At 70.3% G+C, this 12,355-nt stretch carries 13 protein-coding genes and 2 riboswitches; of the genes, 7 read left to right on the top strand and 6 right to left on the bottom strand.

The window, feature by feature from the left end:
- The first annotated feature begins 39 nt into the window (after window positions 1-39).
- The 3 genes from JEQ17_RS15210 to JEQ17_RS15200 all read left to right on the top strand — a co-directional run bounded on the left by JEQ17_RS15210 (window position 40) and on the right by JEQ17_RS15200 (window position 2,095).
- Window positions 40-954, top strand: a complete 915-nt coding sequence (locus tag JEQ17_RS15210) for a helix-turn-helix domain-containing protein (protein ID WP_200395761.1) — start codon at window positions 40-42, stop codon at window positions 952-954.
- Window positions 955-996: 42 nt separating this feature from the next.
- Entirely contained in the window at window positions 997-1,209 is a 213-nt protein-coding gene (locus JEQ17_RS15205; RefSeq protein WP_189843688.1) for an EF-hand domain-containing protein, read from the top strand.
- A 223-nt stretch (window positions 1,210-1,432) separates the two neighbouring features.
- On the top strand, window positions 1,433-2,095 hold the full coding sequence (locus JEQ17_RS15200) for an NADPH-dependent F420 reductase (protein ID WP_200395760.1): 663 nt from the start codon (window positions 1,433-1,435) through the stop codon (window positions 2,093-2,095).
- A gap of 30 nt (window positions 2,096-2,125) precedes the next feature.
- Here the strand turns inward: JEQ17_RS15200 and JEQ17_RS15195 are convergent, their stop codons facing one another.
- The 6 genes from JEQ17_RS15195 to gcvT all read right to left on the bottom strand — a co-directional run bounded on the left by JEQ17_RS15195 (window position 2,126) and on the right by gcvT (window position 7,756).
- Window positions 2,126-2,668, bottom strand: coding sequence for an MOSC domain-containing protein (locus tag JEQ17_RS15195; protein WP_200395759.1), 543 nt, complete (start codon window positions 2,666-2,668; stop codon window positions 2,126-2,128).
- Window positions 2,669-2,678: 10 nt separating this feature from the next.
- Window positions 2,679-3,233 carry a glycoside hydrolase family 25 protein gene (locus tag JEQ17_RS15190; protein ID WP_200395758.1) on the bottom strand — a complete coding sequence of 185 codons (555 nt, stop codon included), beginning with the start codon at window positions 3,231-3,233 and terminating at the stop codon, window positions 2,679-2,681.
- A 92-nt stretch (window positions 3,234-3,325) separates the two neighbouring features.
- Window positions 3,326-4,693: an L-serine ammonia-lyase gene (locus JEQ17_RS15185; protein ID WP_200395757.1), complete on the bottom strand. Its 1,368-nt coding sequence runs from the start codon at window positions 4,691-4,693 to the stop codon at window positions 3,326-3,328.
- 134 nt (window positions 4,694-4,827) lie between these two features.
- Window positions 4,828-6,105 (bottom strand): serine hydroxymethyltransferase, encoded by a 1,278-nt coding sequence (gene glyA / locus JEQ17_RS15180; protein ID WP_234048208.1) that lies wholly within the window; start codon window positions 6,103-6,105, stop codon window positions 4,828-4,830.
- Between the two features lie 13 nt (window positions 6,106-6,118).
- Window positions 6,119-6,496 carry a glycine cleavage system protein GcvH gene (gene gcvH / locus JEQ17_RS15175; RefSeq protein ID WP_200395756.1) on the bottom strand — a complete coding sequence of 126 codons (378 nt, stop codon included), beginning with the start codon at window positions 6,494-6,496 and terminating at the stop codon, window positions 6,119-6,121.
- Between the two features lie 132 nt (window positions 6,497-6,628).
- On the bottom strand, window positions 6,629-7,756 hold the full coding sequence (gene gcvT, locus JEQ17_RS15170) for a glycine cleavage system aminomethyltransferase GcvT (protein ID WP_200395755.1): 1,128 nt from the start codon (window positions 7,754-7,756) through the stop codon (window positions 6,629-6,631).
- Window positions 7,757-7,789: 33 nt separating this feature from the next.
- A riboswitch (glycine riboswitch) is annotated at window positions 7,790-7,917 on the bottom strand.
- Window positions 7,918-8,022, bottom strand: a riboswitch (glycine riboswitch).
- A 235-nt stretch (window positions 8,023-8,257) separates the two neighbouring features.
- Here gcvT and JEQ17_RS15165 point away from each other — a divergent pair.
- From JEQ17_RS15165 to JEQ17_RS15150, 4 genes are all read left to right on the top strand, one after another.
- Window positions 8,258-8,944, top strand: coding sequence for an AAA family ATPase (locus tag JEQ17_RS15165; protein WP_200395754.1), 687 nt, complete (start codon window positions 8,258-8,260; stop codon window positions 8,942-8,944).
- 116 nt (window positions 8,945-9,060) lie between these two features.
- Window positions 9,061-9,849: an enhanced serine sensitivity protein SseB gene (locus tag JEQ17_RS15160; RefSeq protein WP_200395753.1), complete on the top strand. Its 789-nt coding sequence runs from the start codon at window positions 9,061-9,063 to the stop codon at window positions 9,847-9,849.
- Between the two features lie 254 nt (window positions 9,850-10,103).
- Window positions 10,104-10,895 carry an enhanced serine sensitivity protein SseB C-terminal domain-containing protein gene (locus tag JEQ17_RS15155; protein WP_200395752.1) on the top strand — a complete coding sequence of 264 codons (792 nt, stop codon included), beginning with the start codon at window positions 10,104-10,106 and terminating at the stop codon, window positions 10,893-10,895.
- Window positions 10,896-11,300: 405 nt separating this feature from the next.
- Window positions 11,301-12,314 (top strand): ABC transporter permease, encoded by a 1,014-nt coding sequence (locus tag JEQ17_RS15150; RefSeq protein ID WP_200395751.1) that lies wholly within the window; start codon window positions 11,301-11,303, stop codon window positions 12,312-12,314.
- The last annotated feature ends 41 nt before the right edge of the window (window positions 12,315-12,355 follow it).

The following is a 12,355-nucleotide window of genomic DNA, read 5'->3' as shown; positions in this document are numbered from 1 at the left end:
CTTGAGTCTCCACCCACTGGAAGGCCCAGACTCCACCCCATGATCGACGACGGCACCGGGCTGCTCACCATCGGGCAGCTCTCCCGGAGCACCGGACTGCCGGTGCGCACCATCCGCTACTGGTCGGACGCGGGCGCCCTGCCGCCCGTGACCCGCTCCGAGGGCGGCTACCGGCTGTACGACGCCGGGGCCGTGGCCCGCCTCGAACTCATCCGTACGCTGCGGGAGCTGGGCCTCGGCCTGGACGACGTACGCCGGGTGGTGGCCGGCGAGACGACGGTCGCGGAGGTGGCGGCCACGCATGTGGCGGCCCTGGACGCGCAGATCAGGTCGCTGAGGGTGACCCGGGCGGTGCTGTCGACCGTGGCGCGACGCGGTTCGACCGCGGAGGAGACGACCCTGATGAACAGACTGGCGCGGCTGTCGGCCGCCGAGCGCAAGCACATCGTCGACGACTTCATGGCGGAGACCTTCGACGGCCTCGACACCGCGGACCCCGACATCCGCACCCGGCTGCGCTTCGGCGTGCCCGACCTGCCCGACGATCCCACGACCGAGCAGGTGGACGCCTGGGTGGAGCTCGCCGAACTGATGCAGGACACGGGTTTTCGCGCGCAGATGCGGAGGATGGTCGAATTCAACGCCGCGGACCGGGGGCCGGACGTGCCGGCCGGTACGTCCCTGTGGTTCATGAGCCGCCTGGTGCAGCTGGCCGGCGAGGCACGGGAGCGGGGCCTCGCGCCGGACGCCCCGGAGGCCGACACGGTCCTGGCCGAACTGCTCGGCGACGCCGACAGGGCCGCCGTACTGGAACGCATGGTGTCGGCGAGCCAGGCCGAACTCGCCCGCTTCCGGGAACTGCTCGCGCTCGTACGGGGGACCGAGCCGCTGCCGACTCACCGGGAGGAGTTCGCGTGGGTGGTCGCCGCGCTGAGTGCCCGACCGGCCAGTTAATCTGACCTCGGCAAGTACGGCACATCAGAAGGGGCGGGTCCGGTGGCGGACATCGAGGAAGCACGCAAGGCGTTCGAGCGCATCGACGTGGACGGGGACGGCTACGTCACCGCCGCCGAGTTCAAGAAGGCCCTGGCCCAGGGCGGCGACTGGAACGTCACCGAGTCGGTGGCCGAGGCCGTGATCGCCTCCCAGGACCTCAACGGCGACAAGCTGCTGTCGTTCGACGAGTTCTGGTCCCACCTGAACAAGTAGCCCGACGCGAGGGGCGCTCCCGCCGGACGGGCGGGGGCGCCCTTTGGCATGCGGTGCGCGCCCGTCATGCGGTCTGCGACCGGCCACCCGACGGCCGGGACGGCGGTTTCCGGACGCTGGAAACGCTGTGCGGCCTTTCGGGTGATGGCCCGGAATAGCCCGCTTGCCCCGGAGGTTGGTGCTCCACATCGGAGTCATCGACCCCCGGAAGGGCGCGCGAGCCATGAAGATCGGCATCATCGGAGCGGGCAACATCGGCGGCAACCTCACCCGGCGGCTCACCGCCCTCGGCCACGAGGTGTCCGTCGCCAACTCCCGGGGTCCGGAGACCCTCACCGCACTGGCCGAGGAGACCGGCGCGACGCCCGTCCCGGTCGCGGAGGCGGCACACGGCGCCGAACTCGTCGTTGTCACGGTGCCCCTGAAGGCGGTCCCGGGCCTGCCGTCGGGGCTCTTCGACGAGGCCGCCGACGGAGCCGTCGTCGTCGACACCGGCAACTACTACCCGCGGCAGCGGGACGGCAAGATCGCCGGGATCGAGGACGAGGGCCTGACGGAGAGCCGCTGGACGGCCCGGCAGCTCGGCCACACGGTCGTCAAGGCCTTCAACGGCACGTACGCCCAGGACCTCCTCGACCGCCACCGCCCGGCCGGAGCCCCGGACCGCATCGCCCTCCCGGTCGCCGCCGACGACGCGTCCGCCAAGCAGGTCGTCCGCGACCTCATCGACGAACTCGGCTTCGACACGGTCGACGCGGGCACCCTCGACGACTCCTGGCGCCAACAGCCCGGCACCCCGGTCTACGGCCTCCAGGAAGGCGTCACCGCAGTGACAAAGGCCCTCGCGGAGGCCCCACGGGAGCGCTCGGCGGACTTCCGGGCGTAGGGCTCCGGCGGCAGCGCTCCGGCGCCCCGCTCAGACGATCTGCAGGGGCAGGTGCGGCCCGTCCGGCAACTCGACCTCGACCGGGTCACCGGGCCGCACCACACCACCCGTGACGACGACACTCATGACCCCGGCCCGGAACCGGACGGTCCCGTCCTGGTCCCGCCCGACGACCTGCTTCATCAGCCCTTTTTGGAAGCCGTCGATCTGCGCACACGGATTCCGCAGCCCGGTGACCTCGACCACGGCCTCGTCCCCGACCCGCAGCAGCGTCCCGGTCGGCAGCCCCAGCAGATCGATACCCCGGGTGGTGACGTTCTCCCCGAGCTGCCCGGCCGCGACCTCGAACCCGGCCTCCCGCACCTCGTCGAACAACTCCTCGTGAATGAGGTGCACCTGCCGCAGATTCACCTGAGAAGGATCCTTCTCCATCCGGAACCGGTGCTTCACCGTCACCCCGGCATGCACATCCCCCTCCACCCCGAGCCCGGCAAGCAACGTGATGCCGTCCCGATTCGGCTTGGAGAACGAATACTCACCGCTGCTGCTGACCGCAGCCACTGTCCCGCCCATGCGCGGCAGCCTACGGGGTCGCCCATTCCCGCAGGTCGGCGAGGGTGTCGAACCGCGCCACGTTCTTGTCCAGCGGGTCGTCGGTGTACTGGTGGAAGCGCCACTTGGCCTGGATCCGTGGTTTGCCCGCGGTGACGTAGTCGGCGATCCAGAGGCCGTCACCGGCATATGAGGTGTCGTCGACATTCAGCCAGTAATTCCGATTGCAATAGAGCACGACCCGGTGATTCGGTCGGAGTTCCTTCACCTTGCGGATGAAGCGGTCTTTTTCGGCGTTCGAGGCGTGGGTGCCGTCGCCTGTTGTCTCCCAGTCGACGGCGAGGATGTCGCCGGCCTTTTCGGGGGCCTTGCCGACGAAGTACTCGGCCTGGGCCGTGAGGTTGCCCGGCCAGAGGAAGTGGTAGAAGCCGACCACGCAGCCGGCGTCACGCGCCCGCTTCGTCTGCGCGCTCAGCTTCGGGTTGACGTATGTGCGGCCTTCGGTGGCCTTGACGAAGACGAAGGAAACGCCTTCGGTGCTGTACGAGGACGACTGGTAGGCGCTTACGTCGATGCCGCGCAGCATGGTGGTTCCTCCGTGCGGTGGGGGGACGGGTGCTGGTGGTGCCTGTGGGGGGCAACTTCCTTTGCTCTTCCCCCACTTCGCCCGTCCCACCCTCAGCACTCGATGATGTTCACCGCCAGCCCGCCCCGCGCCGTCTCCTTGTACTTGACGCTCATGTCCGCGCCCGTTTCCTTCATCGTCTTGATGACCTTGTCGAGGGACACCTTGTGGGAGCCGTCGCCACGCATGGCCATCCTGGCCGCCGTGACGGCCTTGACCGCGGCCATGCCGTTGCGTTCGATGCAGGGGATCTGGACGAGGCCGCCGACCGGGTCGCAGGTGAGGCCGAGGTTGTGTTCCATGCCGATCTCCGCGGCGTTCTCGACCTGTTCGGGAGAGCCGCCGAGCACCTCGGCCAGTGCGCCCGCCGCCATCGAGCAGGCCGAGCCGACCTCGCCCTGGCAGCCGACCTCGGCGCCGGAGATGGAGGCGTTCTCCTTGAAGAGCATGCCGATCGCGCCGGCCGCGAGCATGAAGCGGACGACGCCCTCCTCGTCCGCGCCGGGCACGAAGTTGATGTAGTAGTGCAGGACCGCCGGGATGATGCCGGCCGCGCCGTTCGTCGGCGCGGTGACGACGCGGCCGCCCGCCGCGTTCTCCTCGTTCACGGCCATCGCGTACAGCGTGATCCACTCCATCGCGTGGGCCAACGGGTCGCCCTCGGCGCGCAGTTGGCGGGCCGACATGGCCGCGCGACGGCGGACCTTGAGGCCGCCCGGCAGGATGCCCTCGCGGGACATGCCGCGCGAGACGCACGCCTGCATCACCCGCCAGATGGCCAGCAGACCCTCGCGGATCTCGTCCTCGGTGCGCCAGGCCCGCTCGTTCTCCAGCATCAGGGCGGAGATCGACAGGCCCGTCTCCTTCGTCAGGCGCAGCAGTTCGTCGCCCGTGCGGAAGGGGTACTTGAGGACCGTGTCGTCCAGCTTGATGCGGTCCGCGCCCACCGCGTCCTCGTCGACGACGAACCCGCCGCCCACGGAGTAGTACGTCTTCGACAGCAGCTCGGCACCCGAGGCGTCGTACGCCCACAGCGTCATGCCGTTCGCGTGGTACGGCAGCGTCTTGCGGCGGTGCAGGATCAGATCGTTGTCGAAGGAGAAGCCGATCTCGTGCTCGTCGAGCAGGTTGATCCGCCCCGAGGACTTGATGCCCTCGACCCGGTCGTCGGCCCCCTCCACGTCCACCGTGCGCGGAGAGGCGCCCTCCAGGCCGAGCAGCACCGCCTTGGGGGTGCCGTGGCCGTGGCCGGTCGCGCCCAGTGAGCCGTACAGCTCGGCGCGTACCGAGGTCACCGAGGACAGGACGTCCTCGGTGCGCAGCCGGCGGGCGAACATCCGCGCGGCACGCATCGGGCCGACCGTGTGGGAGCTGGACGGGCCGATGCCGATCGAGAACAGGTCGAAGACCGAGATGGCCACGGGGACTCCTCAAAGCGGGGGTGGTGCAGAAGAACGAAAGGCGCGAAGCGCTGCGACCAGGGCGGTGGTGGGTGTCGGGCGGGCGGGGCACCGCGCACACCTTCCAGTGTGCGCGGTGCCCCGGTGAAACGGGACTAGTGGCCCAGACCGGGGTACAGCGGGTGCTTCTCCGCCAGTGCGGTCACCCGGGCCTTGAGCGCCTGCGCGTCGGCCTCCCCGAAGGACGCGGGGGCCTTCAGCGCCTCGGCGATGACGTCCGCGACCTCGGCGAAGTCCTCGGCGGTGAAGCCGCGGGTGGCGAGGGCGGGCGTGCCGATCCGCAGGCCCGAGGTGACCATCGGCGGGCGAGGGTCGTTCGGGACGGCGTTGCGGTTGACCGTGATGCCGACCTCGTGGAGACGGTCCTCGGCCTGCTGGCCGTCCAGCTCGGAGTCGCGCAGGTCGACCAGGATCAGATGGACGTCCGTACCGCCGGAGAGGACGTTCACGCCGGCCGCGCGGGTGTCGGGCGCGGTGAGCCGCTCGGCGAGGATCCGGGCGCCCTCGACCGTGCGGCGCTGGCGCTCCTTGAAGTCCTCCGAGGCGGCGACCTTGAAGGAGACGGCCTTGGCGGCGATCACGTGCTCCAGGGGGCCGCCCTGGAAGCCCGGGAAGACGGACGAGTTGAGCTTCTTCGCGAAGGCCTTCTTGGCGAGGATGATCCCGCCGCGGGGGCCGCCCAGCGTCTTGTGGGTGGTGGAGGTGACGACGTCCGCGTGCTCCACCGGGTTCGGGTGGAGGCCGGCCGCGACCAGACCCGCGAAGTGCGCCATGTCGACCCACAGGAAGGCCTCGACCTCGTCCGCGATGCGGCGGAACTCGGCGAAGTCCAGCTGCCGCGGGTACGCCGACCAGCCGGCGATGATGACCTTCGGGCGGTGCTCCTTGGCGAGCCGCTCGACCTCGGCCATGTCGACGAGGCCGGCCTCGTCCACGTGGTACGCGACCACGTTGAACTGCTTGCCGGAGAAGTTGAGCCGCATCCCGTGGGTCAGGTGGCCGCCGTGGGCCAGGTCCAGGCCGAGGATGGTGTCGCCGGGCTGGGCCAGCGCGAACAGCGCGGCCTGGTTGGCGGAGGCGCCCGAGTGCGGCTGGACGTTGGCGTACTCGGCGCCGAACAGCTCCTTGACCCGGTCGATGGCGATCTGCTCGGCGACGTCGACGTGCTCGCAGCCGCCGTAGTAGCGGCGGCCAGGGTAGCCCTCGGCGTACTTGTTGGTGAGGACCGAGCCCTGGGCCTCCATGACGGCGACCGGGGCGAAGTTCTCCGAGGCGATCATTTCGAGGGTGGACTGCTGGCGGTTCAGCTCGGCGTCGACGGCGGCGGCGACGTCCGGGTCGAGCTCGTGGAGGGACTGGTTCAGAAGCGACATCGGTCAGGAGTCCTTAGCTGCCGGAGAATTCGGTGTACTCGTCCGCGGAGAGCAGGTCCTTCGGCTCCTCCGCGACCCGTACCTTGAACAGCCAGCCGCCCTCGAACGGGGCGGTGTTCACCAGCGCGGGGTCGTCCACGACGTCCTGGTTGATCTCGGTGATCTCACCGGAGACGGGCGAGTACAGATCGCTCACCGACTTGGTCGACTCCAGCTCGCCGCAGGTCTCGCCCGCGGTCACCGCGGAACCCACCTCCGGGAGCTGGACGTACACGACATCGCCGAGCGCGTTGGCCGCGTGCTCGGTGATGCCGACCGTCGAGACGCCGTCCTCGGCGCCCGACAGCCACTCGTGCTCCTTGCTGTAGCGCAGCTGCTGGGGGTTGCTCATGGCCTGAATTCTCCTGTACGCGGGGGAGTGCTGATGCAGGGGGACTGGGGGTGACCTGGGCTGATGTGCTCTGGGTCACTTCGTGACGCTCGCGGACCAGGGTTCACTGTCCGGCGCTCGCTGTACCAGGGTCTACTTCTGGCGCTTGTAGAACGGCAGCGCCACGACCTCGTACGGCTCGTGGCTGCCCCGGATGTCCACGCCGACACCCGGCGCGCCGGGTGCTGAGTGCGCGGCGTCCACGTACGCCATCGCGATCGGCTTGCCCAGGGTCGGTGAGGGCGCGCCGGAGGTGACCTCGCCGACGACCTTGCCGTCGGCGACGACCGGGTAACCGGCGCGCGGCACACGGCGGCCCTCGGCGATCAGGCCGACGAGGACGCGCGGGGGCTGCGACTCGGCACGGGCGGCGGCCTCGGTCAGCGCCTCGCGCCCCACGAAGTCGCCGTCCTTCTCGAACTTCACGACCCGGCCGAGCCCGGCGTCGAAGGGGGTGAGCGCGGTGCTCAGCTCATGCCCGTACAGCGGCATGCCCGCCTCCAGGCGCAGGGTGTCCCGGCAGGAGAGGCCGCAGGGCACGAGCCCGACCGGGGTGCCCGCGTCGGTCAGCGCCTGCCACAGCTTCTCGGCGTCGGCCGGGGCCACGAACAGCTCGAAGCCGTCCTCGCCGGTGTAGCCGGTGCGCGCGATCAGCGCGGGGACGCCCGCGACCGTGCCGGGCAGGCCGGCGTAGTACTTCAGGCCGTCCAGGTCGGCGTCGGTGAGGGACTTGAGGATGCCGGGGGACTCGGGTCCCTGGATCGCGAGCAGGGCGTAGGCGTCCCGGTCGTCGCGGACCTCGGCGTCGAAGCCCTCGGCCCTCTCCACGAGCGCGTCGAGAACGGTCTGGGCGTTGGAGGCGTTGGCGACGACCATGTACGTGGTCTCCGCGAGCCGGTAGACGATCAGGTCGTCGAGGATGCCGCCGTCGGCCCGGCAGATCATGGTGTAGCGGGCCCGGCCGGCCTTCACGCCCCCGATGTTGCCGACCAGCGCGAAGTCGAGCAGCGCGGCCGCCTGGGGTCCGGTCACGGTGATCTCGCCCATGTGGGAGAGGTCGAAGAGTCCGGCCTTCGTCCGTACGGCGAGGTGCTCGTCGCGCTCGGACCCATAGCGCAGGGGCATGTCCCAGCCGGCGAAATCGGTCATCGTCGCGCCGAGCGAACGATGCAGGGCGTCGAGCGCGGTATGGCGCGGGTCAACGGGGGCGTTACTGCTCACGGTGGGGCTCCCAAGGCATGACGGCGAGGTCGTTCCTCCCCATCTGTCATCGGAACCTGAGAGGTTCGCCGTGACCACCGGTCGACCGGAGGGTCACTGACTTGCACCTTGGGTGGAGCCGAAGCCCTGGTGACAGGGAACGGCCCGCTTTTCAGATGTGCCTCGCCCGCGCGGTAACGGTGCCTGAGAGATTCAAGGGAGGGACTTGCTCCTTCGGCGCCCGGACCACGTACAAGACGTGTCCGGAACTCTCCCGCGCGGATTCAAGCGGCCGGTATGCAGTTGGCGGGCACATCATTGCACGCATCGGAGCGGCGCGGCAGGGGACTCTTCGCGAGGGGGCGGGTGAGCGGCGGCCGGGCCCGGCCGCACGGCGTCCGCACAGGGTCCACAGGCATCCACAGTGATCTGTGACGGGGCTGTGGCAGGACGAGAACAGAAATGAGGGGACCAGCGCATTACCTTCTCTTTACACTCGACGGGGATGGGTCTCCCGACCCCATGGGGAGGACGATCAGGGTGAACAGGACCACGGCGTACGCCACGAGCGCGGCCATCGCGCTGCCCAAGCAGCCCACTGCCCCGGCCGGGGAGGCGTGCGGCCCGCTTCCGGCGCCCGTCGTCCGCGATCTGCGGGAGCGCGCGGGACACAGCCCGCACGGCCTCCGCTTCGGCACGTCCGATCTGGTGGTGGTCACGGGCCTGCCCGGCAGCGGCAAGTCGACCCTGATGCGCCGGGCGGTGACGGGCCGCCGCATCGACTCCCAGGACACCCGCGACCGCTGGGACGGCAGGCTGGCCCGCTTCCTGCCGTACGCGGTCTACCGGCCCCTGGTCCGCGCCGCGCACTACGCGGGCCTGCGCCGGGCCCTGCGGTCCGGCGAGGGGGTCGTGGTGCACGACTGCGGGACACAGGCCTGGGTGCGCAGCTGGCTGGCCCGGGACGCCCGGCGGCGCGGCGGCGCCCTGCACCTGCTGCTGCTCGACGTGGACCCCGGCACGGCCCTGGACGGCCAGCGCGAGAGGGGCCGCGGCGTCTCGCGGTACGCGTTCGCGCGGCACCGCGGCGCGTTCGGCCGGCTGCTGCGTTCCGTGGAGAAGGGCGACCTGCCGGACGGCTGCGGTTCGGCGGTGCTGATCGACCGTGCCGCGGCGGACGTGCTGCGGCGGGTCGACTTCGGCGACTGAGGGCCCGGTGACCGGACGGACCGAGGTCCCGGTGCGCCGGACGGACTGCGGCGGGGGAGGGCGCGTACGCGTAATCTCGACAGCCGCAGACGGCGGTTCGAGCAGGCGGTAGAGAGATGGACTTCCCGGCACAGGACATTCCGGTGCAAGCGCACCCACACCCCCATGTCGGCTGGCCCGGCAACGAGTTGGAGGCGGTACTGGCCGCCTCCCTCGGTGCGGCGTCGCCTTCCGCGGGCGCCCGGATCGTGGAGGTCATGGGCCGCAGCTTCCTGTGGGTGCCGCTGCCCGAGGGCGGCGGCCCGCACAGCGGCCCGCTCGACCTGCCCACGTTGGAGTTCGGCGGACAGGCGTACGTGCCGGTCTTCTCCTCGGAGCAGCAGTTCCGCCAGGTCGTCGGCGACCACATGTCGTACACGGTGGCGCCCGCCGTCGAGTTCGCGCGCGGTCTGCCGCCCCAGGTGGGCATCGTGGTGAACCCGGACGGCACGGTCGGGGTGCCGCTGCCGCCGCCCGCCGTGGCCGAGCTGTGCCGGGCCGGGCGTACGGAACTGGACGGGTCGGCCAGCGGCGGCCGGGTGCGGCTCTTCCAGCCGGACTGGCAGCACGACCCGGTGGACTTCCTGACCGCCGCCTCCGCCGAGTTCGCCGCGACCGGTGTCGTCCTGAGCGCCCGCCGCTGTCTGGCGAGCATCGAGGGCGGCGACCCCGTGATGTTCATCGGCGTGGAGCTGGCCCACTGGCACGACGACGCCCGCACCCTCCCCCTGGACGCCGTGGGCCGCGCCCTCGGCCGGGTCCCCGTGCGGCACCCCGTGAACCTCGTCTTCCTGGACGTGGCCCAGGACCCGGTGGGCGACTGGCTACGGACACAGGTGCGCCCGTTCTACACCTGGGCCCACTAGTTTTCGTAGCCCGGCAGGGGCGCGTCCCGAAGGGGCGCGGGGAACGGCGCGCCCAGCCACCCCCATCCCGCGGGCGGCGAACAACAGAAAGTCCCGAGCTCTCAACACCAAACCCGGCGGAGCGCAACGGTGCTGTCGGGATCGCCACTTAAGCTGGTTTCATGGCTCGGTCGGGGTGGTGCCATGTTCAAGCGAGCACGGTGCCCCGTCGAATGGACCTGTATGTCAGGGATGTCACGAAGGGGCGGTAGAAGGTGAGCGCGTCGGGCACGGCCGCGGCCGGGCAGGTCGAGCACATGCTGCGCCAAGTGACGCCCGGGCGTTACGACGCCTACGAGGCGCTCCTGCGCGCCCTCGCGACCCCGTCGTCCGGCCAGGTCTGGATGCTGCTCTGGCACGGCCAGGCGGGCTCGCCCGACGCCCAGTACGGGAACATGGAGGTCGAGGGCTTCGGCTACGCGCCCTGTGTGACCTCCGCCCAGGAGCTCTCGGCGAGCGGCTGGAACCGTTCGTACGAGGTGGTCGACGGACTCGACGTCGCCCGCACCCTCTACCCCGACCACTACGGCCTGTGGTTGAACCCGCACGCGCCGGGCGGTGGTGTCGGCATCCCCTGGCTGGATCTGCGCCGTATCTCGACCGGCCTGGAGCGGCAGCCCGCGGGCCCGCTCAGGCTGTCCGAACCGGGCATCGAGATCCCGCAGTTCTACGCCCTGCTCACGCAGAACGCGCACCGGACCACCGCCGTCAGATCGCTGCGCCGAGCCTGGGTGCAGCCCGCGCTCGGGGCGCCTTATCTGGCCATCGGCCTCGATGTGTACGACACCAGCCCGCCCGCCGTGGACTCGGTGCGGGCGATGATGCAGCAGTCCATCGGCGCGGTGCCGGACGGACTGCCGGTGTCGACGGTCGCGATGTCCGACGAGTACGACCCGGTGGCCCTGTGGCTGCGGATCAACGCGCGGCCGTTCTACGATCGTGAGGCCCACGCGGCGCCCGCCCAGGCGCCGGCGGCCGGCGGATACGGATTCCCGGGCACCTACTGAGATGACGTGGGCGCCTGCTGAGATGATTCACCGGGTCTGAGACGATCCGGTCGAAGCACCTGAGACGATCCGGGTCCTGTTGAGTCCAACCCGTGGAGCACCGCCTCCCACTCCCGCATCACCCGTGGGCGGTATGTCCCGATCTACGCGGGTAAATGGGCTGCGAGGCCCCTTTCGTACCAAAACTCCCGCGTCCGACCCCCGTTACCCGGCGTTCGGATAACGGAACCCTCCTGACAGCATCACGTTTGCGCATCCATTCACCGTCAGGTCTGGCAACAGATCGCCGAGGCGTTGAAGACTCCCGGTCCAGGGGGTTTCGCCCCCGTGTACGACGGACTGATCACGCCGCTACAGCGGCAAGTGTGGGCCGGCTACCGCCGGTTGAGAGGGGTCCCTGCCACGATGACGGCACCATTGCACGAGCCGACGGCCGAAGCCGCCCCGAGCGCGGCCGAGGAGGCGGCGCTCGTAGCCGGCTCCGCCGAGGCGAAGGCGGTACAGGGTCGTTCCCTCGGCCGCATCGCCTGGGAGCGCCTGAAGCGGGACAAGCTCGCCCTGACGGGCGGCGTCATCGTCCTCGTGCTGATCGCGATCGCGCTGCTCGCTCCCGTGATCACGAACCTGGTCGGGCAGGACCCCGAGTCCCACCACGAGGACCTGATCGATCCGCTCTTCTCGACCCCCACCGGGTCCTTCGGTGGAATCAGCGGAGACCACCTTCTCGGCGTCGAACCGGTCAGCGGCCGCGACATCTTCGCCCGGATCGTCTACGGCGCCCGCATCTCGCTGCTCGTCGGCTTCCTGTCGGCCCTGGTGGCAGTGGTGCTCGGCACCGTGCTCGGCGTCCTCGCCGGCTACTTCGGCGGCTGGGTCGACGCCCTCGTCAGCCGCGTGATGGACGGCCTGCTGGCCTTCCCGCAGCTGCTCTTCATCATCGCGCTGGTCTCGGTCATGCCGAACGAGATGCTGGGTCTGACGGGTACGGGCGTGCGCCTGTTCGTCATGATCCTGGTGATCGGCTTCTTCGGCTGGCCCTATGTGGGACGCGTGGTGCGCGGTCAGACGCTGTCCCTGCGTGAGCGCGAGTACGTGGAGGCCGCGCGCAGCCTCGGGGCCGGGCGGTTCTACATCCTGTTCAAGGAGCTGCTGCCCAACCTCGTCGCGCCGATCATCGTGTACACGACGATGATGATCCCGACCAACATCCTCACCGAGGCGGCGCTCAGCTTCCTGGGCGTGGGCGTCAAGCCGCCCACCGCCTCCTGGGGACAGATGCTCTCCTCCGCGATCGACTACTACGACTCGGACCCCATGTACATGGTGATCCCGGGTGTAGCGATCTTCATCACCGTGCTCTCCTTCAACCTCTTCGGCGACGGCGTACGCGATGCGCTCGACCCGAAGGGTTCCCGCTGAACTGCCGTACCCCCAGGGCCCCGTCATCTGTCGACGGGCCG

Origin of the sequence: Streptomyces liliifuscus, assembly GCF_016598615.1 — a bacterium.
Lineage (GTDB): Bacteria > Actinomycetota > Actinomycetes > Streptomycetales > Streptomycetaceae > Streptomyces > Streptomyces liliifuscus.
The sequence above is the reverse complement of the archived record's forward strand: the minus strand, read 5'-3'. Positions and strand labels throughout refer to the sequence as shown.

What these genes read in the sequence shown, in the direction of transcription:
- JEQ17_RS15195 (WP_200395759.1), bottom strand. Translation starts at nt 2,668, where the DNA reads ATGGGCGGGACAGTGGCTGCGGTCAGCAGCAGCGGTGAGTATTCGTTC.
- JEQ17_RS15160 (WP_200395753.1), top strand. Translation starts at nt 9,061, where the DNA reads ATGGACTTCCCGGCACAGGACATTCCGGTGCAAGCGCACCCACACCCC.
- JEQ17_RS15210 (WP_200395761.1), top strand. Translation starts at nt 40, where the DNA reads ATGATCGACGACGGCACCGGGCTGCTCACCATCGGGCAGCTCTCCCGG.
- gcvH (WP_200395756.1), bottom strand. Translation starts at nt 6,496, where the DNA reads ATGAGCAACCCCCAGCAGCTGCGCTACAGCAAGGAGCACGAGTGGCTG.
- JEQ17_RS15200 (WP_200395760.1), top strand. Translation starts at nt 1,433, where the DNA reads ATGAAGATCGGCATCATCGGAGCGGGCAACATCGGCGGCAACCTCACC.
- JEQ17_RS15190 (WP_200395758.1), bottom strand. Translation starts at nt 3,233, where the DNA reads ATGCTGCGCGGCATCGACGTAAGCGCCTACCAGTCGTCCTCGTACAGC.
- JEQ17_RS15165 (WP_200395754.1), top strand. Translation starts at nt 8,258, where the DNA reads ATGGGGAGGACGATCAGGGTGAACAGGACCACGGCGTACGCCACGAGC.
- glyA (WP_234048208.1), bottom strand. Translation starts at nt 6,105, where the DNA reads ATGTCGCTTCTGAACCAGTCCCTCCACGAGCTCGACCCGGACGTCGCC.
- JEQ17_RS15150 (WP_200395751.1), top strand. Translation starts at nt 11,301, where the DNA reads ATGACGGCACCATTGCACGAGCCGACGGCCGAAGCCGCCCCGAGCGCG.